The organism is Massilimicrobiota sp. An105 (genome assembly GCF_002161155.1).
Taxonomy (GTDB): Bacteria; Bacillota_I; Bacilli_A; order Erysipelotrichales; family Coprobacillaceae; genus Allocoprobacillus; species Allocoprobacillus merdigallinarum.
Genome location: NZ_NFLY01000009.1, coordinates 13,861 through 36,557, shown reverse-complemented (window position 1 = coordinate 36,557; position 22,697 = coordinate 13,861). Strand labels below are relative to the sequence as shown.

The following is a 22,697-nucleotide window of genomic DNA, read 5'->3' as shown; positions in this document are numbered from 1 at the left end:
CATTGTATCATTGGAGGCTTTTTACTTTCAACGCTCTAAGCTTAATTCTTTTACCACGCATATAACACGTGGTATTTTTAATAACAAAAAATCTTTAGGATTTCTCCTAAAGATCATATTTTTTTAAAATACCCACACCAATTGGATATGGTCCCGTATGCACACCAATTGTAGCGCCAATTTGTTGAATTAAAATAGGTTCATGGAAGTCTGGATAAGCTTGTAACATCACCTCTTGCAAGCTTTCTTTAAACTTTTCTCCTTCTTGTTGATCATAGCCATACCCAACACAAAAACGATAATCATTTGGTGAAAGCTGGTTATCTTTAAAATATTTTACAGTATGGTCAAGAACTTTCTTTTTAGATTTTTCACGTCCACGTGTAACACCCATTGCAAATATTTCACCATCATGAAGTACAATTAAAGGTCTAATTCCTAATGTTTTCGCTGCAACTCCAGCAACTTTACCAATTCGTCCACCATGAATGAGATATTCAAAATTTCCAACTGTAAAGAAAATACGTCCTGACGATTTGATATTTTCAATTTTTTGAATCACTTCGTCATATTGATAGCCAGCTTCTTTCATTTGGGCAGCCTCAATAACCAGTAAACCTTGTAAAACAGTATTCACAGTAGCATCAATAATCGTAATTTGACGTTCAGGATATTTTTCATCTAACATCATTTTCGCATTCATAGCACTGTTATAGGAACCAGAAAATTTAGTCGTAATACATATACATATAATATCTTCCTGATTTTCCAGGATAGGTGTAAAAGTTTTTATATAATCTTCAATAGAAGGCATAGAAGTTTTAGGAAAAACATCTTTATGATCAACCATAAATTGATAAAATTCATGCACTTCTAAATCTTCTTTTTCTTTTTGATAGTGTTCATTATCCGTTGTTATATAAAATGGAACAACATGAATATGAAACTGATTCATCAATAACTGATCTAAATCACATGAACCATCTGAAACTATCTGATACATTCTTATTCCTCCTTTCCATTATGATATTGATTGAATACAGAGTACAGGTCGTGAATTTTCCACAATCGCATATTCTCCATTCGTTTGATTGGATACACACAGAGGATCATTTCTTTTTAAGATGTAATGATCCAATGGATAATGACAATCTTTTAATGTCACGACGCTCTCATCAAAAGCAAATATAGAAAAATAATGATATTGATCTTTAGCAAGATAATGTTGACCTGGTTTTAAAACAAATATCTTGTTCCATTCATCATAGATCGTGATAGAGATATCCTGATATTTTTCTAACAAACATAGTACTGCCATAAAATGATCAATACGGCGATGTGTCACACCATATAAATCTATGGCATCATAACCCTTTTGAATAGCATATTGTATTGCCAATGCAGTATCTGTGTCATCTTTAATACTCGAATAACGCTGAATATTGATATCTTGAAGAATCTGCTCATTTTCAATAGAATCCATATCTCCAATAGCTATCACAGGTGTAATTCCCTGCTGGTATAAATGATAAACACCCTGATCGACACCAATATATTCAATTGTTGAATCTTTCACAGATCCAACATTGATTCCACTATAAATGCCTATTTTCATTTTAAAGAATCAATAGCTTCCTTTCTATTTTCAGCATTAAAAACATAACTTCCAGCAACCAGCACATCCACACCTGCTTCTCGACATAATTGACCTGTCGTAGCATTAATGCCACCATCCACTTCAATCAAATAATGACGATTCTGTTTTAACTGACAAAGTTCATGTATCTTAGAAAGCGCCTGCTCTTGAAACGTTTGTCCGCCAAATCCAGGCTCAACACTCATAACTAATACTAAATCAAGATCATCTAAATATTGTTGAATTGATGAAATAGGTGTGTTTGGCTTTACACTTAGTCCTACATGTACGCCTTGATCATGAACATACTGTATAAATGTTTTCACTTCCTGTTCGTGATGAAAAGCCTCAATATGCGCTGTTATTAATGAAGCATGTGATTTTATAAATGCATCTACATATTGCATTGGTTTTTCAATCATTAAATGAACATCAAGATATAAGTCACTCACTTTTGCAATATCATTTAAAATACTATAACCAAATGAAATATTAGGTACAAAATGTCCATCCATTACATCATAATGAATCCAGTCTGCCCCACATTCACGAATAGAATCCAAATCTTTCTTGAGCTCAGCAAAATTAGCTGATAAAACTGACGGTGCAACTTTAACCATATTTTTTCTCCTTCAATAACTTGCTTTCTTTTAAAAACATTAAATAATGTTCATATCTTTGAGATGATATTTCCCCTTGTTCAACAGCATTTTTCACTGCACAATGTGGTTCACTTTCATGTAAACATCCTCTAAACTTGCATTGTTTAGAAAGTTCATGAAAATCATGATAACTTATAGCCAGATCCACTGGTTCAATATTTAATTCCAACGATGAAAAACCTGGTGTATCTGCAACATAACCACCATACATCTCAATAAGTTCAACATGTCTGGTTGTATGTTTTCCACGTCCTAAAGCTTTTGAAATTTCATTTGTATCAATCTGCAAATGAATATCCAAAGCATTTAATAAACTTGATTTTCCAACACCACTTTGTCCAGTAACAACTGTTACTTTATCTTTAAAAATATTCTTAACAGCCTCTATCCCCTGTTCTTGTTTAGAACTCACATATAGAACCTGATATCCTGCATCTTCATAAGGTTTCATTTGATGATATATCAAACTTGAATCCACAAGATCCATTTTTGATATACAAATAATCGGTTGAATCTGAAGATGTTCAATTAAAATCAAAAAACGATCTAACAGTAATAAATTCATATCTGGTTCTTTAGCAGAAAAAACAAGTAAAGCCTGATCGACATTACAGATTGGAGGTCGAATAAGACTGTTCTTTCTTGGTAACAGGGATAAAATGTATCCTTCAGTTTGATTTTCAATAGAGAATTCACAATAATCTCCAACCAATGGTTTTAAAGAATCTTTTCTAAATTTTCCACGGGCACGACATTGATAAACTTGTCCCTGTGACTTAACATAATAAAATCCTGCCAAAGCTTTAATAATTTGTCCTTTTTGCATTGTTTTTCTCTACCTCATTGTTGTCCTGTTATCTGATTTGTTCCTGTTACTTGTGAAGAAGACGGAGTGTCAGTACTTGGTGTCGTTGTATTATTATTTTCGTTTTCTGCAGGAGTTTCAGGAGTTTCAGGAATTTCTGGTTTTTTATCATAATAATACAAAACAATTTTTTCACCTTTTTTATAAACTGTTGTAAAAGCAGCAAGTGACTGTTCTTCTACAACATTGATTTTCATAGTTTTAATCTCTTCGACTGATGTTGGTGGTTCTAATACACTTAGCTCTACAGTAAATCCTGCTTCTGTCAAAATGCTTTTAGCTTTTTGAATATCTTGACCATAAACATTTGGAACCTCAGCACTGTATCCTTGTGAAACTGTCAATGTTATTGTTTTATTGTCACTATTTGGATCAATTTTCTCTCCTGCATCCAAAGATTGTTCTAAAATAGTTCCTTTTGAAGCTTCATCAATTCTATCTTCTTTATTGACTTTAAAGCCTAATTCCTCAAGTTGATCTGCAATAGTATCATAATCTTTACCGACATAATCTTCAATGACGATATATTGTCCAGAAGAAACAACCAAATGAACCTCATCACCTTTTTTAACATTTGCTTTTGCAAGAGGATCACTTTCAATCACTTTTCCTTCTTCAACATCATCACTCAATTCATAAGTGACATGACCTTTAACTTCCAAACCTCTATCTTCTAACAAAGTGATAGCTTCAGCTTCTGTCAAATTCACTACATCAGGCATTTCAAATGATTGTGAAGGTCGTAAAAGCAGAAAATAGACTGCAATTAAAATTGCTAATGCTGCGACAACACTACCACCAATAATCATCAGCATCTTTTTATGTGAACGTTTTGTTTCTTCTTCTGTTTCTTCTTCAATTGGTAAATGTGTCTGCGATTGTGTAAAAAAGTCTTTATCTTCAGCAACAATTGTTGCTAATTCATCATCTTCCTCATAATCAAATGTTATTTTTTCATCATTGATATGGGCTGCTTCCAAACAATGATTCAAATCTTCCAACATTTCAGAAGCACTTGCATAACGATCTTTTATATTTTTAGCAGTTGCCTTAATAATAATATTTTCAACCGATTGAGGGATAGATGGATTAAAAGCACAAACAGAAGGGATTTCATCACGCATATGTTTTAAAGCAATATTAACTGGAGATTCCCCATTAAATGGAACTTCACCGCGAAGCAACTCATAAAAGACAATTCCTAAAGCATAAATATCACTTTGTGCAGTTGCTTTCTCTCCACGGGCAATTTCAGGTGCCAAATAATGTAAAGAACCCATAATTGTATCTGTTTGTGTCACCTGTGATAATGATTGAATAGATGCAATTCCAAAATCACCAATTTTGACAACCCCACTATCAGTAACCATAATATTTTGAGGTTTTAAATCACGATGTATAATACCAATAGAATGTGCTTTAGCAGTAGCACTAACAACCTGCTTCATAACATCAACAGCTTCTACATAATGTAAAGCTCCACGTTTATGAATCAATTCTTTTAAAGTTTGACCTGGTACATATTCCATGACAATATAATAGTCATCTTTTTCATCACCAACATCATAAATTTCAACAATATTTTTATGTGACAAAGCTGCAGCCGCACTGGCTTCACGATGAAAACGTGTCACATAAACCGGATCCCCAGTTAATGATGAACGCATAATTTTAACAGCCACTGTTCTTTTTAAAATTAAATCTTCAGCCTCATAAACATCAGCCATTCCACCTTGTCCAATTAATCTTTTCAATTGATAACGTCCAGCAATCGTTTTATTGATTGAACTCATAAATTAACAACTCCTTTTGTCAAAATAAGTGCAAAACTGATATTGTCTTGCCCACCATATGTATTGGCAGCATCCATCAACTGACTAGCCCTCGTTTCAATATCTTCCTGAGCATGCAAAATACTCATCATCTGTTCATCACTCAGTGAATTATATAACCCATCTGAACAGACCAATAAAAATCCATCATTGATTTGTTTTTCAAGAAAAGAAGGATTCAATGAATCGCTGACTCCTACAGCCTGTAATAAGATATTCTTTTGAGGATGAAATCTTGCTTCAGCTTGTGAAATTGTCCCCGAATCAACAAGAACATTCACCAAAGTATCATCTCTTGTTAATTGAATAAATTCATCAGTAACCCAATAAACTCTCGAATCACCAACATGAGAAATATAAATATTGTCATGAATACATAAAACAAGAACTATTGTTGTTCCCATACCTTCAAATTCTTGAGATTCATGGCTTTTTGATTCAACAATCATATGAGCATGTTGAATAGCTGATAAAATCCAATCATGAATTTGACTTGTATCAGTTAAAGACTCTTGTTGCTGATAATTTTCAATAATATCATCGCAAGCCATTTGTGAAGCAATTTCACCTGCGTTATGTCCACCCATTCCATCACATAAAACAACCAAACATTCATGATCACTTTTTTGATAGCAACGGACATAATCCTGATTCACTTTTCTCATGCGTCCAATATCACTTTTCATGATGACTTGCATGTTGTTCACCTACCTTCATGGCACGCAGTTGCCCACATGCCCCATCTATATCACGTCCATGTTCTTTACGTAAAGTTACATTCATTTTTAGACGCAATAACTCACTTTTAAATGCCTCAACAGTTCCTTTATCTGACTGTTGATATCCATGTTCATCAACAGCATTATAAGGAATTAAATTGACATAGGCATTAAGCCCTCTGATGTAATGAGCTAACTGTCTGGCATGTTTTAATTCATCATTAACTCCCTTTAAAAGAATATATTCAAAAGTCACACGACGATTCGTCTGTTGAATATAATTTTCAATAGATTGTCGTAACTGTTCCATTGGATAACGCTTATTGATGGGCATTAATTGATCCCTAATTTCATTATTTGGTGCATGTAAAGAAATAGCTAAATTGGTTTGAATTCCTTCACTGGCATAACGTTCAATCTGATGACATAAACCACAAGTAGAAATTGTGATATGTCTAGCACCAATAGCCAAACCTTTAGGATGATTAATAATACGAACAAAATCCATGACAGCATCATAGTTATCAAAAGGTTCTCCCGTTCCCATGACAACGACATGACTGATTCTTTCCTGTGTATCTTGCATAACTGTCAGTACTTGATTGACCATTTCTCCAGCAGTCAGGTTTCTTTGTTTTTTTAATAAACCACTGGCACAAAAACGGCATCCCATATTGCATCCCAACTGACTTGTGACACATAAACTTCTTCCATAATCATGAACCATTAATACCGTTTCAATAAAACCTCCATCTTCCAGTTGAAGAAGATATTTAATTGTTCCATCTTGAGAAACCTGTTTTGTTTCAATTTTCATTGGTCCAATCTGATAGATTTGAGATAATTTTTCTCTTAAATCTAATGATAAGTTATTCATCTGTTCAAACGATTGTACATTTTGACGATATAGCCACTCAAAGACTTGTGTTGCTCTAAATTTCTTTTCTCCAAGTTCTTTAAATTCTTCAATCATCTGTTCTTGTGTATAATCATAAATTGATTTCATATTTTCATTCCTTTTCTAATAGACACATATAAAAACCATCACTATGATACTGATATGGTAAAATTGTTAATTCTTTTCTTTTCTTCATATCAGGATACTTTGTCATGAATTTTTCTATTTGTTTTTCATTTTCTTTTTTATTGAGTGTACATGTACTATATACAATATTACCACCTTTTTTCAATAAAAAATATGCATTTTCTAATAATTTTTCTTGTATAGCTATCATTTCATCCATTGCCGAACTCTCATGATACTTAATTTCAGGTTTTCTGGCAAGAACTCCCAATCCACTACACGGTGCATCACATAGAATTTTATCAAAAGACTCAGATGGATACACATCTTTAAGCAAAGTAGAATCACCTACATGTGTATGCACATTTTTAACTTTAAGGCGTTGTATTTGCTGTTGAACCAGATCTATTTTATGCGCATATAAATCATAAGCTTCAATTGATCCCTGATTATTCATAAGCATCGCTAAATGCGTTGTCTTGCTGCCAGGCGCACAACACATATCTAAAACATAATCACTTGCCTGAGGATTCAATAACCTGGCTACAAGTTGACTAGATTCATCCTGGATTGTCACATATCCCTTTATGAAAGCTTCATCAGAAGCAATATGATGTCCTGAATAATAAAGACCATCAGGTGACAGTTTTGCTTCTTGCCACTTTGAATCTTTCAACAAAGCCTCTTTTGAAGTAAGCAATGTATTCACTCTCGCACAATGATGAGGCACTTCTAAAAAAGCATGACAAATACGTTTTGTTTCTTCATAGCCATATTGTTTATCAAACATTTTTACCAGCCATAATGGATGACTTGTTTCAATGGATATTCTTTCTAATGGTGGCAAATCATCCAACTGATAAGATGATTGAAAAGTCTTTTGTAAAATAGCATGAATAAAACGTGCAGTTTTCATTCCTTTTTTCTTTTTGGCTAATTCTACAGCTTCATTAATAATAGCATAATCTGGAATAGAATCCATCATTTCATGCTGATAAAGACTCATCAGTAAAAGCATCTTTTCATATGTTTTAACACGCATATGAAGATGTGGCTTTAATATATATTCCAATAACAACATATTTTGAACTGTTCCATAAACAACTCTTGTGATAAAATCTTTTTGTTGTCGTGTTAAATCATAACGATTAAAATAGGCATTAATGGTTAGATTTAAATAACTTTTATCTTGTTTAAATTTTAATAATATTTCTAATGCTATCTGTCTTTCCATAATTATATTTGTGAGTATGGATTAAAATCACAAACGATCCTTACCTTTCCTTTCTGTTGTTTATTATAATAATCATTCATAACGCATAAAGCTTCATAAATATCTTGTGAATGTAAAAATTTAACAAGTATACGTTCTCGATAAATATCCTGCATTTTATAGATTGCACTTCTAGCCGGACCTAAAATAACGGTTTGTTGACTATGTGCCAATAAATAATTTTTAACATCTATCGCAACACTATGTATAAGTTCCTCATGAGGCGATTGAATCAAAATGCTGACCATATGGCAATATGGCGGATATTTGGCTTTTTGACGATATTGCATTTCCTGGTGAAAGAAAGCAATATAATCATGTTTGGCAGCACAAGTAATGGCATAATGTTCTGGATTATATGTTTGAATAATAACATGTCCTTGTTTTTGCCCTCTTCCACTTCGCCCAGATACCTGACACAAAAGCTGAAAAGTTCTCTCACTGGCACGAAAATCTGGAATATTTAAACTCAAATCAGCATTTAAAACACCAACAAATGTGACATCTTCAAAATCCAATCCTTTCGCAATCATTTGTGTGCCTAATAAAATATTTGCTTCCTTATTTCTAAATCTTTCAAGTAATTTCAAATGCCCATTTTTTTGACGGGTTGTATCCACATCATAGCGAATCACTTTAGCTCCACAAAAAATCTTCTCTATTTCCTCTTCAATTTTCTGCGTTCCATAACCTACACTCTTTAAATGCGTTGAACCACAGTGAGGACAAACATGAGGATAATCTATCATATATTCACAATAATGACATTTTAATTTATGCTCACTGCGATGATCAGTTAAAGTGACATCACAGTGCGGGCATTTTAATACTTCTCCACAATCCTGACATTGTACATAAGAAGCATAACCTCTTTTATTTAATAACAAAATAACCTGTTCACCTTTATCAATTGTCTGTTGAATACTTTGTTTCATTTTTCTGGAAAATAATGAATAATTACGCTGACGTGTTTCTTGAATCATATCCACTATTTCTACTTGTGGTAATGGTTTTTGATTAATACGCTCAGGTAATTCATATAAATCATAAACTCCTTTTAAAGCTCTGGCATAGCTTTCCAAGGATGGAGTTGCACTTCCCAAAACAACACTGGCATGATGCGTTTTCGCACGCATTTTAGCAATTTGTGAAGTTAAATAACGTGGCTTTGCTTCCTGTTTATAGCTGGCATCATGCTCTTCATCTAGAATAATTATACCTATATTTTCTAATGGCGCAAAAACTGCAGATCTGGCGCCCACAACTATTTTAACTTCCTGACGTTTGATGCGACGATACTCATCATATTTTTCACCTTGTGATAAACGGGAATGCAAAATCGCAACCTGATTGCCAAAGCGTTGTCTAAAAACTTCTACCATCATAGGCGTTAATGAAATTTCTGGAACCAGCATCATAACAGACTTATTTTGTTGAATATAATGAGCAGCTAAAGCTAAATAAACTTCTGTTTTCCCAGATCCTGTAACACCGTGTAATAAAGCAACTCTCCCTTGATGAGCCAAAATCCCATCCACAACTTTTTGTTGCTGTGTTGTTAATTGAATATGTTTTGATTGATGTTCAATTGAAAATGGCTGACGATAAACTTCTTTTTCAACAATTTCAATACATCCCTGTTTTTTTAAATTATCAAGCAAAGCTCGACTGTATGGAATATCCTTAACAGGAATATCTGGATGTTTTTGTAAAAAAGCCATACATTCCTGTTGTTTGATTGTTTTGGCATAAGTTCCTTCAACAAGGTGAACAACCTGTTGTGTTTTGATACCTACTGTTTGGTGAGTACTCGGTTTTAATTGCGTTGGCAACATCGCCTGCAAACATGATATACGTGGGGATAATGTCATACGTGATAACTGATTAGCCAATGTCTGTAACTCTTCATTTAATAACGGTTCTTTATCAATAACATCTAAAATATATTGATAGCGAAAACCAGCACGTTGTTCTAACTCTGATTTTGAAAAATGTGTTTCTTCAACATTTTCAACATAACCAATAATTTTTTGATAACCAAAACGAATCCATACACGTACACCTACAAGCAATGATTTTTCACTCAAATAATCAAATGTTGTATCCAGTGCATGTACAGGATGTTCAACTAACACTTTGACAATATACATATCCTCACCTGCCTATTGCACTATTCTATCATAAATTTACTTTTTTTAAAATAATTCCAAGACCTTTTTCATTTATAAAGGACAGTCTTCATGACTGTCCTATTGATTTCCATTTTGATATCTCTCTTCTCCCCCCCCACCATAAAGGCAAAAGTTCCTTTAAAGTCACAGTTTCTCTCGTATCAAAATCGACCATAATTTCCATATCCTGATTTTTTTCATTCAATTGCATAAAAAACTCACGACAAGCTCCACAAGGCATCCCACTCCCGCCTCCATATGGAGGACGATCACGAAAAGCAATCATTCTTTTCACAATAGTCTGTTGACTTTGCATATACATATTCAATGCCGCAACTCTTTCAGCACATAAATCTAACACTCCACTACAGCTTTCTATACAAAATCCAGTATATATTTCACCATTTTCACTTTCCAAAGCACAAACGACATGATGTGCATAAATAAATGGTGAAACTTCATGAGGTTGATATTGTTCCTTAGCTTTCAAATACATTTTTTCCCAGATATCCATAATTTACAATTCCTCCATCTTTTTGAGATCATCATCATGGACATATGTTTCCACATAACCACATTTTTTACAAATATATTGTTCAACCTTTAGCTTACGATCATCAACAACAATATCCTGATAAGCATTACGTCTGAAAACCCCTTTAGCTGGAACATAAAGAATATCCTGACTTTGACACTTAGGACAACATTGATTCTTTTTCATAAGATACCTCCTATACATTCTTAAATATATCATGTCATAAAAATGAAAACCCTGTCAATTCTTTTCTCAAACAAAAAAACACCATAAGGTGCTTTATAAATTTTCTTTAATAATTTTAGCAATTTTTTCTTTTGCAGCAACAACATCATCATTTTCAACAACATACTTATATTCGTCTTTTGTTGCAATTTCTTTTCTTGCTTTTGCAAGTCTTTCTTGAACGATACTTTCTTCTTCAGTACGACGTCCACGAATACGACGTTCCAATTCTTCAAGTGATGGGGGTACTAAGAAAATGGTTAAAGCATGAGGACATTTTGCCATCACCTGCAAAGCACCCTGAACTTCAATTTCCAATACAACGTTTTTCCCTTCACTTAATAACTGATCAACATAAAATTGAGGTGTTCCATAATAGTTTCCAACAAACTGAGCATATTCAAGCAATTCACCTTTTTCAATTTTCTCTTTGAATTCTTCTTCACTCACAAAGAAATAATCAATTCCCTCTTTTTCAGTTGGACGAGGTTTTCTTGTTGTCATAGATATAGAATAAGCTAAATTTAAACTCTCATCTTTAAAAAGTTCCTGACGAACTGTTCCTTTCCCAACACCACTTGGACCACTTAGAATGATTAAAAGCCCCTTTTTCAATCTCTCCACCACCTTTTGAAACAATGTTACATGAATGAAACATTAATGTCAATTCTTTTTGAAATATGTTATACTATTTATCGGTGATGAAATATGGCTTATGACGGAATTATGCTATCTCGTGTTGTAGAACAACTACAAAATCAATTAACACGAGGAAAAATTAATAAAATCTATCAAATTTCTCAATATGAACTTTTATTTCATATTCGTTCACAAAGAGAAAATTTCAAATTATTGATTTCAATACATCCTGTATATGCAAGAATTCAATTAACCCAATTATCTTATCCAACTCCAGCCAGCCCTAATGCTTTAACAATGCTTTTGAGAAAGCATCTGGAAGGAGCTTATATTGAAAAGATTTCTCAGATTCAACTCGATCGTATTGTAGATATTGAACTGATTGGTGTAAATGAACTCAAAGATACTGTCAAATATCATCTCTATCTAGAAATCATGGGTAAACATTCTAATGCAATCTTGACATATGACAACAATAAAATCATTGATTGTTTAAAACGTGTTTCTCCCGCTATGAGTGCTCGTATTTTACAGCCTGGAGCCACTTATAATCAACCCCCTTTAATTGAAAAGAAAAATCCTTTTACAAGTGAATGGATGGAAACAGATAATCTGACAAAAACTTATCAAGGGTTTTCCCCTGAACTCTCAAAAGAAGTTCTTTATCGTATCCATCATGGAGAAACTTTTCAAGACATTATTCAATTATTACAACACTCACAAAATATCTATATCCACAAATATCAAGATAAGGAATATTTTCATATTATTCCTTTAGCGCATCTACAGTGTAACGGAGAAATATATCCTCTATTTGATGGTTTAGATAAACACTATGATTTAATTGATGAAAAAGATCGTATCAAGCAGCAGACTTCAGATTTAGCAAAATTTATTCAAAATGAATATCAAAGAAACATCAATAAACTTAATAAATTAAAACAAACTCTTTTTGAATCACAAAACAGTGATGATTTACGCATTAAAGGTGATCTTTTATTTGCTAATCTCCATTTGATTTCTAAAGGACAAAAAGAAGTTACTGTTGAAAATTATTATGATGGTAGTATGATGACTATCGCTTTAGATGAAAGATATGATGGTAAAACAAATGCAAATAAGTATTATGCAAAATACCAAAAAGCCAAAAAAGCTTTAACGCATCTTCAAGAACAGATAAATATTGTCGAAAATGAAATTCTTTATTTTGATAGTCTTATCACACTGATGGAAAATGCTTCCTATTATGATGCATTAGAAATGAAAGAAGAATTAGAAAATTTAGGTTATTTGAAAAAGAAAAAAACCAAACAGGTGCATCGACCAAAAAAATTGCATATTGAACAATATCTTACTAAAGACAATATACAAATCTATGTAGGTAAGAATAACCTGCAAAACGATTATCTTACCTTTAAGATGGCTTCTAAAAATGATATGTGGTTTCATGTCAAGGACATGCCTGGAAGCCATGTCATTGTGCATAGTCAGAATCTAGATGAATATACCATTCGTTTAGCAAGTCAAATAGCTGCGTACTTTTCCAAAGGTAAACACAGTTCTTCAGTTCCTGTCAATTATACCTTGGTTAAAACGCTAAAAAAGCCACAGGGTGCTAAACCGGGACAAGTGATACTTTCACATTACTCAACGATTTACATTGATCCTGATGAAACTATTTTTAACGACATGAGAAAGGTGAATTCATAGAGTTCATATTTGGAGCATTGACAAATGTTTGCTCATAAACAGGATAAAATACTGGATAATACATGCAATGGTTGACACGACGACATTCAATTGGACAAATCACAGGCTGAGCAACAGGTGTAATTTGATTTGTCACACAAACTCTTCTAGGAGCTACTAAAGGTTGTGGACGTGGACAACCATTGACACTTCCAAAATTCATTTGTTGTCCTTGACATGAACATGAATTCATATTTTGACAACCACAAGATTGTTGAAACATAATTAATCCCTCCTTCACTTTAATGTATGTTATATTTTTAAAAGAGGTAGGGCAAATGAAAGGAGTTTTATAATGAAATTCATCAAATGGGATTGTTTTCATGAAATTGAAGCTTATACAACATGCAGTTATTGTAACGGAGAGCTCATGAATATGAGTTTCAATGGTATTGATGATCAACAGGTTTTAAAGAATCGAGAAAAATTAGCTCAAACTTTGCATACTGATTTAAATCATATGGTTGCAACACATCAACGACATACCACAAACTTTCTAAAAGTTCAACTTCAAGATGGAGGTAGAGGTATGTGGAGTCAAGAGGATGCATTTGACAATTATGATGCTTTGTATACACGTGATCGCCATTTATGGCTTTGGTCTTTTCATGCTGATTGCTGTCCTGTTTTATTATATTGCAGAGATCAGAAAATTGTTGCCGCTATTCATAGTGGATGGAAAGGAACCGTAAATGAAATAGTTGGAAAAGTCACAAAACATTTAATAACTCATGAAAATTGTAATCCTCAAATGATTTATGCCTATATTGGGCCATCCATTGAACAAAGAAATTTTGAAGCAAAAGATGATATTATTGATTTGGTTAAACAAATGTCTTTTGATACACATGATTTTTATATTCAAAAAGAAGATGGAGCTTATTTATTGAATAGTAAAGGTTTAATTCAACAACAATTGCTTAATCTTCAAGTGCCTCAAAAAAATATAACCATTTCTCCATACTGTACAATTGAAAATGAGGACCTCTTTTTCTCCTATCGAAGAAATAAAAGTCCTCATCGCAATATTACATTAATTTCTATGAAGTAACCTCCGGGTTACTTTTTATCATATTATTCATAGCTTTTGGAATAAATTCAATTAACTTTGAAGGAATCACAGTATAGGCTTCTTTAGCCAAAAGATCACCAGTATATCCATGTATGAAAACACCCAACATTGCAGCCTGTAAGGCAGGATAACCTTGTCCTACAAGACTTGTAATTATTCCAGCTAAAACATCGCCCATTCCTCCAGTTGCCATAGCTTTATTTCCTGCACGAATACGATATGATTCCTGACCATTTGTCACTATGGTATAAGGTCCTTTTAATACCAAAACAACATGGTGCTCTTTTGCAAAATCTTGAGCAACCAATAACATATCATCCTGACTGTCGAATGGACATAAACGCTGAAATTCACCTAAATGTGGAGTCAAAATAATATCTCGATTTTGCTGTTTTAATAAATCAGTATGTGCTGATAAAATCGTTAAAGCATCCCCATCTATAACGAGAGGTTGTTTTGTTTTTTCTAAAACATCAATAACATAACGATAACTATCTAAGCTTTGACCTAGTCCACATCCAATTAATATAGCATCATATCGAAGGAAATCTTCTTTCTGTAAAATAGGAGGCCTTAAAACTGCTGTTGCTTCAGGGCAGAACTGAGTTAATGCATGTATAACTTCCTGATCACTCATAACTGTCGTAATTCCACTACCACTATAAACACAACCTTTTGCACTTAACAGAGCTGCTCCTTTATATTCCATGCATCCTGTAATAAGGCAAGTATGTCCATATGTGCCTTTATATCCATCAAAAATTCTTTCTTTTAAAAGTGGAAACATCATTTTATCATCTGCCATCTGATACAATCCAGCTTCTTCACTCACATCATCAACATCTAGTTTTTCAACAATAACTTTTCCCGTAAAAAAATAACTATCAGGATTAAGAAATCCATTTTTTATAGCACTCAAAGTAATTGTTGAAGTTGCATAAATGACGCTTTGATATGGTTTTCCTGAATCACATTGAAGACCTGTAGGAATATCTACAGCAATGACTTCCTGATCATAGAGTTGATTAATACTTTCAATAACACTTTGATAAATACCTCGTGGCGAGCTATTCAACCCAAAGCCAAATATTGCATCAACAATTGTATCACAAGCCGTCATATAACCAATCAACTCTTCTAAATTATCCTGTTGAAATAAATAAACAGGAAGAGACAAATCATAACATTTCTGCAAAAAATAAGCATTGGCTTTGGAAAGATGATTCGTGTTTTCAAATATAAAAACTTGTACATTCTTTTTCTGTTGATAAAGTTTAATAGCCAGAGAAAGCCCATCTGCCCCATTATTACCTGGCCCACAAACAATACTAAATGATTCACCATGGATATGTTTCAACAAACAATCACTTGCTTTATTAACCAATTGTTCAATTGTATAACCGTGTTTCAATAAACATTCATCATATCTTTTCATTAAAGTATGGCTTCCAATATACATATTCATCACCTGACCTTAGCCCTATTATAACAAAATAAAAACTGTAATGAAATCATTCATTACAGTTTTTCATCATTAATATCTTACACCACAAGTAAATCCACTTAAACTTGTATAACTAACAACAGATCCTGTTGTCGGTGAATGAATAACTCTTCCTCCACCAACGTAGATTCCTACATGGCCTGGTCGCCATACAATGTCACCTGGTTTCACTCGAGATAAAGAAATTGTTCTTCCTCCACTTTTTTGTGCTCCAGATGTACGTGGGATACTCTTGCCGTTCTTACGATATACCCATTGAGTAAATCCTGAACAGTCAAATGAACTTGGTCCAGTTGCACCCCATCGATATGGACAACCCAATCGTGATTGAGCAGTAGCTACCATTCCTTGATTAGGAGCAATGTCATCTGGATTTACAACAGTAACTTTCAAAGTTTTAGAACTTGAATTACCAGCTTTATCCGTAACACTATATTCAACAGTATATTTTCCTGCTTTTTTTGTATTAACTGGATTGCTGATTTCGACTTTAGAAGTCACATTTCCATCTTTGTTGTCAGTTGCACTTTCTAGATAACTTTTTGCATTAAAGTTCTTACCTTTAGTAATTTGTACTGAAGACTTAGATAAACTAATCTTAGGTGCACTTAAGTCACCAACTTTAACTTTTAATGTTTCTTCAGATGCATTACCAGAAGAATCTTTAGCAGTAATTTTTAAAGTTGTTTCTCCATCTTTCTTAGTATCAACAGTTCCATCTACTTCAATAGATTTCACCTTCTTATCAAAGTTATCAGTCACTTTGATATAATCTAAATAATCAAATTGAGAACCATAGTCTACTGTAACTGTAGATCCCTTCTTGTAACTAATAGTAGGTGCAGTCGTATCTGATACATAGAATTCATATGTTTGTTGAGTTTGATTTCCAGCGTTATCTGAAACACTCAATTCAATCATTTGAGATCCTAATTTTGAAGTATCGAGTTTCTTGTCTGTTTCAATAAATGGTGTAACATCTCCATCAACATTATCAGATGCATTGACATATTGAGCGATATCTTGACTACCATTTGCTTCAACATCAATAACATAACCTTGACTATCTCCTACCGGATTCAATTCAGGAGCAGTTTTATCAACAACTTCTACTTGAACAACCTTTGTACTTAAATTTGAGAACATATCGGTTGCAGTTACTTCGACGTTATATATACCTAATTGATATGCATCATATGATGTATCATCAATTTTTACATCCATAGCGTCTAGGGAATCACGATTATCAGAAATAGCAAACATCGTCTTATCTAGCTTTGTCCCATAAAGAACTTCAATCTTATTAGCTTCGATTGTAGGCTTTTCTTTATCGACAGCAGCATAACCAACCAAACCAAATGTTGAAATACATAACATCGGAATGAACATAGCTTTACGTTTTAAAACATGCTCTTGCATAATTTCCAATAAATTCGTCTTAATATTACTATCCATTCGTTGCCTCCTTTCAATAATATACCCACTTAGAATTATAAAACAACGTTCACAAAAAGTCCACAATTTTCTTAAGAAATTCTTAAGAAATTAAAATTTTGTTGATTATATCAATGTTTTTTGAATTAACTTTTTTTGACGTTTTTTTGTTTTTTATCATTTTTCTATACAAAGTATTCACTTTTTAATCAATTTTAGACATATTATTATCTTCATTTCATAGAATGAGTTGAAAAGGAGAATGCTATGATTATTGTCTATTTTTCAATTTATTGTTTTTTAGGATATTGGCTTGAATCTATTTATGTTTCGTTATTTCGCAAAAAATGGATCTCATCAGGTTTATTGAATGGTCCATTTATTCCCTTATATGGTTTTGGTGCTTGTATCCTTATATTATGCCAACCCTATCTTCAGTATTTTCATCCATTTTTTGTATGTCTTATTGGTGGAATTTGTATGACTTTATTAGAATTATTAAGTAGTTATTATATTGAGCGATTTTTTCACACTCAATGTTGGGATTATTCTCATCATGCTTTCAATTATCAAGGGAGAATATGTTTGATATATTTTATTTTATGGTGTTTATTAAGTGGTTTATTCATTTATATAATTCATCCATTTATTTGCTCACTATCATTACGTCATGATGCCTGTTATCTGATAAGCCTGATTTACATTTCGTTTATTTTAAAAGCATATGGTGATCGTTTGTTAGCAACAAAACAAAATGGTCTCAATATTCATTAAAAAAAGAAGATTTTTCAATCTTCTTTAACCAAGATAAGCTTCTCTTACCTTTGGATTATTTGCAACTTCATTGGCTTTCCCTGATACAATAACATTTCCAGTTTCAAGAACATAAGCACGATCAGCAATTGAAAGTGCTTTATTTGCGTTTTGTTCAACTAATAACACCGTTACTCCATCTTTGTTAATACTTTTAATAATGTCAAAAATTTCATTAACCAAAATAGGTGATAACCCCATTGATGGTTCATCTAACAATAATAGCGTTGGTTTTGACATTAATGCGCGCCCCATTGCTAACATCTGCTGTTCTCCACCTGACAGTGTTCCAGCCAATTGATTTCTACGTTCCTTTAAACGTGGAAATCTTTGATAGACCTTTTCTAAATCTTGTCCTATTTTATTATCCGTACGTAAATATGCACCCATTTCCAAATTATCTTGAACCGTTAATTGAGCAAAAATACGTCTACCCTCAGGAACTTGAGCTAAATTTTTGGCAATAATTTTATGTGCAGGAAGTTTTGTAATCTCATCCCCCATAAAAGATATCGTACCACTTTTAGGTTTTACCAATCCACTAATAGCATGCATGATAGATGTCTTTCCAGCCCCATTAGCTCCAATCAAAGCCACAATCTCACCTTGATTCACTTCAAAACTTACATTTTTAATCGCATGAATCACACCATAATAAACATTTAAATGATCAACTTTTAACATGGTCATCCCCCTATTCTTCATGTCCTAAATATGCTGCAACCACATCAGGATTATTTTTAATTTCATCTGGAGTCCCAAATGCTAAGACTGTACCAAAATTTAAAACTGCAATTTTTTCACAAATCCCCATAACAAGTTTCATATCATGTTCAATCAATAAAATCGCAATAGAAAATTTTTCTCTTACAATCTTTATCGTTTCCATTAATTCTTCTGTTTCAATAGGATTCATACCAGCAGCAGGTTCATCTAACAAAAGAAGTTTAGGTGACGTTGCAAGTGCTCTTGCTATTTCTAGTTTACGTTGTTTTCCATATGGTAAATTTCCAGCTTTGACATCAGCATATTTTTCTAGATCAAAAACACGAAGTAAGCTCATAGCCATTTCCTGCATAGCCTCTTCACCTTTAAAATAACTTGGAAGATGAAGAACAGATGATAATAATGAATAATTTTGAGAATGATGCAATCCAACCTTAACATTATCAATAACACTCATTTTTTTGAACAAACGAATATTTTGAAATGTTCTTGCAATCCCTAATTGTGTTATTTGCGTAGGTGTCATCTTTAAAAGTGACTTCCCATCAAAAAGTATTTGTCCACTCGTTGGTTTATAAACACCTGTCAACAAATTAAATACAGTTGTTTTTCCAGCTCCATTTGGTCCAATCAAACCATATAATTGGTCTTTATCCATTTCAAAATTAAACTCATCAACAGCTTTTAAACCTCCAAATTGGATTCCTAATCCCTCTGCTTTTAACAAACTCATCAGTCATCCACCTCCACTGTCTTATTCTTAAAAAATTTAGCTTTAATACGAGGCACTAAATTTTTTTCTTTGATAATCATTGCAGCAATTAAAACAATTGCATAAAGTAACATACGATAATCCGCAAATGCTCTTAAATACTCTGGCAATATCGTCATGATAATAGCTGCTATAATAGAACCTTTTAAATTTCCTAATCCACCTAATACAACCATAACCAGAATTTCTACTGATTTATTATAATCAAATGTAGAAGGAACCAGCATTCCCATATATTGAGCATATAATCCACCTGCAATCCCAGCAAAGAAAGCAGAAATAGCAAAAGCTAAGATCTTATAATACGATGTAGGAATACCAGATAATTCACTGGCTGTTTCATCTTCACAAATAGAAATAATAGCACGCCCATGACGTGATTTAACAATACAGTAAATGACATAGATTGTAATGACTGCACTTAAAAAATAGACAGAAAAATCAATATTCATTGCTTGAAATCCCATCAATCCTTTGGCACCATTTGTAATACTTAAATTAAGCATAATAACACGTATGATTTCATTAAATGCTAAAGTAATGATACAAAGATAATCACCTTTTAATCTTAATGTTGGTATACCAATAACAACGCCAATCAGACAGGCAGCAATAGCACCAATCAATAAGCTTAATAAAAATGGGAAATGAAGATATAAACTACATAAAGCAGATGTATAAGCTCCTACGGACATAAATCCAGCATGTCCTAAAGTTAACTGTCCTAAATAACCACTCGCCAAATTCAAACTTGTTGCTAAAATAACATTGATACAAGCCATAATGAGAATTCCTGACCAATAATAGTCAACAATTCCAGCACTCATTAAAAACATAATGATTCCATAAATAATCAGCGCCATGATAAAGGATATAATCAAATCTTTTATTTGTTTCTTTTTCATCCCTATCACCTACACTTTCTCTCTCATATTCTGACCAAACAATCCTGCTGGTTTAACTAATAAAATAAAGATTAAAATACCAAAAACAACTGCATCTGAAAAAGCAGATGAAATATATGAAATTGTAAATGCTTCAGCAACACCAATAATCAATCCACCTACCATTGCTCCTGGAATGCTTCCAATTCCACCAAGAACAGCTGCTATAAAAGCTTTGATACCTAACATGGCACCTAAATAGGGATTAATCAAAGAATAACTCATACCATAAATAATACCAGCAATAGCTCCTAAACCAGAACCAATGGCGAATGTTAGAGAAATGGTTGTATTCACATTGATTCCCATTAATTCTGCAGCTCCTCGATCTTCACTGACAGCACGCATTGCTTTTCCCAATTTTGTTTTGTTTATAAACAAAAGCAATAATCCAGTACAAATAAAAGTTAAGATAAGCGAAAGCAAAGCGACATACGTGATATGAGCGCCAAAAAAAGATACTGTACCACTAGGCATATATTGAGGAAAAGTTCTGGCAGCAGAGCCAAATAAAATCAAAAATAAGTTCTGTAACAGATAACTGACACCAATAGCAGTAATTAAAACAGCTAAACTCCCACTATTTCTAAGGGGTTTATAAGCCACTTTTTCTGTCACAACACCTAATAAAGCACATCCAGCAATGGCTACTAAAACACTAACAATAATGGGTGCTTGCACCATAGTTGTCATCACATAAGCCAGATATGCGCCAACCATAATAATTTCACCATGAGCAAAATTGATCATTTTAGCAATCCCATATACCATTGTATAACCAATGGCAACAAGTGCATACATTCCACCTGTACTCAATCCATTGATGATTTGCGTTAAAAATTCCATTTGTAAACCTCCTGACTTAAAAAAATAAAGGAGAAAAATCTCCTTTATTTTTCTTCTAATCTAAATAACTATATTCACCATTTTTAATAGTTTTAACAACCAATTCTTTTGTTGGATTATGTTGATCATCAAATTCAAAATGACCTGTAATACCATCATAATTTGTCTTTTCTAACTGTTCACAAATTTTAGCATAATCAGTTGTTCCAGCAGCTTCAACTGCTTTCAATAATACCCAAGTTGCATCATAAGCCATTGTTCCAAACATGTTTGTATCACTGTTATATTTTTCTTTATATTTAGCTACATAATTTTGTACATCTTCTACTCGGTCATCGAATGTATTTGTATAATAAGCTCCATTGAAAATAGATTTATCAACATCTTTAACTGATAAAACACCATCCCAACCATCAGTTCCTAAGAATGTACCATTGTAACCAGCATTTTTAAATTGACCAACCATAGTTGCAATCATTTCATAATAATCTGGAATATAAACAGCATCTGCTCCTGATTGTTTTACTTTTGTAATATAGCTTCCAAAATCTTTTGTATCCTTTGGATATTTTTCTTGTAATACAATTTGTGTGCCATCTTTATTTGCCTGAGCAACAAATGAATCTGTACATCCCTGACTATAATCACTACCACTATTTGTTAAAATAGCAACTTTCTTAACATTAATACGACCATCACCAATAGCTGTTGCAATTGTCTGACCACCCATTGAGTCATTAGAACATGTTCTAAAATAATTGCTTCTTGTACTTCCATCATTATTTAAAGTAATACTATCCCCAGAAGTACTTGGTGAAACAATTGGTGTTCCATCAGCTTTAGAAGCCTCTCCTAAAGCTAAACCTTCAGCCGTAATAACAGGACCAACAATTCCAACAACCTTTTCACCAACTAATTTTTTATAAGCATTCACAGCATCTGTTTCCTTACCTTGAGAATCTTCAGCTAGTAATTCTACTTTATATTTTGCATCATCAGAATTATTATAATCTTCTATGGCAAGTTCAATAGTATTTTTAACTGGAATTCCATAAGTTGATGTTTCTCCAGTTAATGGACCAACAAATCCAATTTTAATTGTATCCCCTTCTTTTAATTCTGTAGCTGAAGAACCACCAGTTCCTCCACCACAAGCAACCAACATACTTGACACAGCCATTAAAGACATAACTTTTTTTATATTCATATATCTCTCCCCTTTTTTTAAATATATTCATTATTATACTTATCATTTG

23 protein-coding genes are annotated in these 22,697 nt (G+C 32.9%); 3 read left to right on the top strand and 20 right to left on the bottom strand.

The genetic code is table 11. The annotated features are described in order from the left end of the window. Positions 1–106: 106 nt before the first annotated feature. From B5E48_RS03895 to gmk, 12 genes are all read right to left on the bottom strand, one after another. Positions 107–1,003: a DegV family protein gene (locus B5E48_RS03895; RefSeq protein WP_087304152.1), complete on the bottom strand. Its 897-nt coding sequence runs from the start codon at positions 1,001–1,003 to the stop codon at positions 107–109. 18 nt (positions 1,004–1,021) lie between these two features. Then, positions 1,022–1,615, bottom strand: a complete 594-nt coding sequence (locus B5E48_RS03890) for a thiamine diphosphokinase (protein WP_087304151.1) — start codon at positions 1,613–1,615, stop codon at positions 1,022–1,024. Beyond that, positions 1,612–2,256 (bottom strand): ribulose-phosphate 3-epimerase, encoded by a 645-nt coding sequence (rpe, locus tag B5E48_RS03885; protein ID WP_087304150.1) that lies wholly within the window; start codon positions 2,254–2,256, stop codon positions 1,612–1,614. Before rpe ends, B5E48_RS03890 begins: the two co-directional genes overlap by 4 nt. Next, positions 2,249–3,124, bottom strand: a complete 876-nt coding sequence (gene rsgA, locus B5E48_RS03880; RefSeq protein WP_087304149.1) for a ribosome small subunit-dependent GTPase A — start codon at positions 3,122–3,124, stop codon at positions 2,249–2,251. The genes rpe and rsgA overlap by 8 nt, the downstream gene beginning before the upstream one ends. Positions 3,125–3,138: 14 nt before the next feature. Further along, a complete protein-coding gene (gene pknB, locus B5E48_RS03875) occupies positions 3,139–4,956 on the bottom strand; it encodes a Stk1 family PASTA domain-containing Ser/Thr kinase (RefSeq protein ID WP_087304148.1) in 1,818 nt (605 codons plus the stop codon). Further along, complete coding sequence (locus B5E48_RS03870) at positions 4,953–5,693, bottom strand: Stp1/IreP family PP2C-type Ser/Thr phosphatase (RefSeq protein ID WP_087304147.1); 741 nt, start codon at positions 5,691–5,693, stop codon at positions 4,953–4,955. The genes pknB and B5E48_RS03870 overlap by 4 nt, the downstream gene beginning before the upstream one ends. Beyond that, the gene (rlmN, locus tag B5E48_RS03865) at positions 5,671–6,720 is read right to left on the bottom strand and encodes a dual-specificity RNA methyltransferase RlmN (RefSeq protein ID WP_087304146.1); all 1,050 of its coding nucleotides are present in this window, start codon (positions 6,718–6,720) and stop codon (positions 5,671–5,673) included. Before rlmN ends, B5E48_RS03870 begins: the two co-directional genes overlap by 23 nt. A gap of 4 nt (positions 6,721–6,724) precedes the next feature. Further along, entirely contained in the window at positions 6,725–7,972 is a 1,248-nt protein-coding gene (gene rsmB, locus B5E48_RS03860) for a 16S rRNA (cytosine(967)-C(5))-methyltransferase RsmB (RefSeq protein ID WP_087304145.1), read from the bottom strand. 2 nt (positions 7,973–7,974) lie between these two features. After that, positions 7,975–10,161, bottom strand: coding sequence for a replication restart helicase PriA (gene priA, locus B5E48_RS03855; RefSeq protein WP_087304144.1), 2,187 nt, complete (start codon positions 10,159–10,161; stop codon positions 7,975–7,977). Between the two features lie 88 nt (positions 10,162–10,249). After that, positions 10,250–10,696, bottom strand: a complete 447-nt coding sequence (locus B5E48_RS03850) for a cytidine deaminase family protein (RefSeq protein ID WP_087304143.1) — start codon at positions 10,694–10,696, stop codon at positions 10,250–10,252. 3 nt (positions 10,697–10,699) lie between these two features. Next, complete coding sequence (locus tag B5E48_RS03845; RefSeq protein WP_087304142.1) at positions 10,700–10,903, bottom strand: hypothetical protein; 204 nt, start codon at positions 10,901–10,903, stop codon at positions 10,700–10,702. A gap of 93 nt (positions 10,904–10,996) precedes the next feature. Continuing rightward, positions 10,997–11,557 (bottom strand): guanylate kinase, encoded by a 561-nt coding sequence (gmk, locus tag B5E48_RS03840; RefSeq protein WP_087245196.1) that lies wholly within the window; start codon positions 11,555–11,557, stop codon positions 10,997–10,999. Between the two features lie 93 nt (positions 11,558–11,650). Here gmk and B5E48_RS03835 point away from each other — a divergent pair, with 93 nt between their 5' ends. Further along, on the top strand, positions 11,651–13,291 hold the full coding sequence (locus tag B5E48_RS03835) for an Rqc2 family fibronectin-binding protein (protein ID WP_087304141.1): 1,641 nt from the start codon (positions 11,651–11,653) through the stop codon (positions 13,289–13,291). Here the strand turns inward: B5E48_RS03835 and B5E48_RS03830 are convergent. Beyond that, positions 13,263–13,553 (bottom strand): hypothetical protein, encoded by a 291-nt coding sequence (locus tag B5E48_RS03830; RefSeq protein WP_087245192.1) that lies wholly within the window; start codon positions 13,551–13,553, stop codon positions 13,263–13,265. The two genes, B5E48_RS03835 and B5E48_RS03830, sit on opposite strands and share 29 nt — an antisense overlap. A gap of 72 nt (positions 13,554–13,625) precedes the next feature. On the opposite strand from B5E48_RS03830, the gene pgeF reads away from it, so the two are divergent. Beyond that, on the top strand, positions 13,626–14,381 hold the full coding sequence (gene pgeF, locus B5E48_RS03825) for a peptidoglycan editing factor PgeF (RefSeq protein ID WP_087245189.1): 756 nt from the start codon (positions 13,626–13,628) through the stop codon (positions 14,379–14,381). On the opposite strand, the gene B5E48_RS03820 is transcribed toward pgeF, so the two are convergent. Together B5E48_RS03820 and B5E48_RS03815 are read right to left on the bottom strand one after the other, a co-directional pair. After that, the gene (locus B5E48_RS03820) at positions 14,371–15,861 is read right to left on the bottom strand and encodes an NAD(P)H-hydrate dehydratase (protein WP_087304140.1); all 1,491 of its coding nucleotides are present in this window, start codon (positions 15,859–15,861) and stop codon (positions 14,371–14,373) included. The genes pgeF and B5E48_RS03820 overlap by 11 nt on opposite strands. A gap of 75 nt (positions 15,862–15,936) precedes the next feature. After that, a complete protein-coding gene (locus B5E48_RS03815; RefSeq protein ID WP_087245185.1) occupies positions 15,937–17,361 on the bottom strand; it encodes a C40 family peptidase in 1,425 nt (474 codons plus the stop codon). A 246-nt stretch (positions 17,362–17,607) separates the two neighbouring features. Between B5E48_RS03815 and B5E48_RS03810 the strand changes: the two genes are divergently transcribed. After that, entirely contained in the window at positions 17,608–18,114 is a 507-nt protein-coding gene (locus B5E48_RS03810) for a putative ABC transporter permease (RefSeq protein WP_241146913.1), read from the top strand. A 24-nt stretch (positions 18,115–18,138) separates the two neighbouring features. Here B5E48_RS03810 and B5E48_RS03805 read toward each other — a convergent pair whose 3' ends face one another. The 5 genes from B5E48_RS03805 to B5E48_RS03785 are packed head-to-tail and all read right to left on the bottom strand — an operon-like array spanning position 18,139 to position 22,648. After that, entirely contained in the window at positions 18,139–18,837 is a 699-nt protein-coding gene (locus B5E48_RS03805; RefSeq protein WP_087296651.1) for an ABC transporter ATP-binding protein, read from the bottom strand. Between the two features lie 10 nt (positions 18,838–18,847). Next, the gene (locus B5E48_RS03800; protein WP_087296652.1) at positions 18,848–19,612 is read right to left on the bottom strand and encodes an ABC transporter ATP-binding protein; all 765 of its coding nucleotides are present in this window, start codon (positions 19,610–19,612) and stop codon (positions 18,848–18,850) included. Further along, complete coding sequence (locus B5E48_RS03795) at positions 19,612–20,556, bottom strand: branched-chain amino acid ABC transporter permease (RefSeq protein ID WP_087296653.1); 945 nt, start codon at positions 20,554–20,556, stop codon at positions 19,612–19,614. The genes B5E48_RS03800 and B5E48_RS03795 overlap by 1 nt, the downstream gene beginning before the upstream one ends. A gap of 9 nt (positions 20,557–20,565) precedes the next feature. Next, positions 20,566–21,441, bottom strand: coding sequence for a branched-chain amino acid ABC transporter permease (locus B5E48_RS03790; RefSeq protein ID WP_087245177.1), 876 nt, complete (start codon positions 21,439–21,441; stop codon positions 20,566–20,568). Positions 21,442–21,496: 55 nt separating this feature from the next. Further along, positions 21,497–22,648 (bottom strand): ABC transporter substrate-binding protein, encoded by a 1,152-nt coding sequence (locus tag B5E48_RS03785; RefSeq protein ID WP_087304139.1) that lies wholly within the window; start codon positions 22,646–22,648, stop codon positions 21,497–21,499. Positions 22,649–22,697 lie beyond the last annotated feature (49 nt).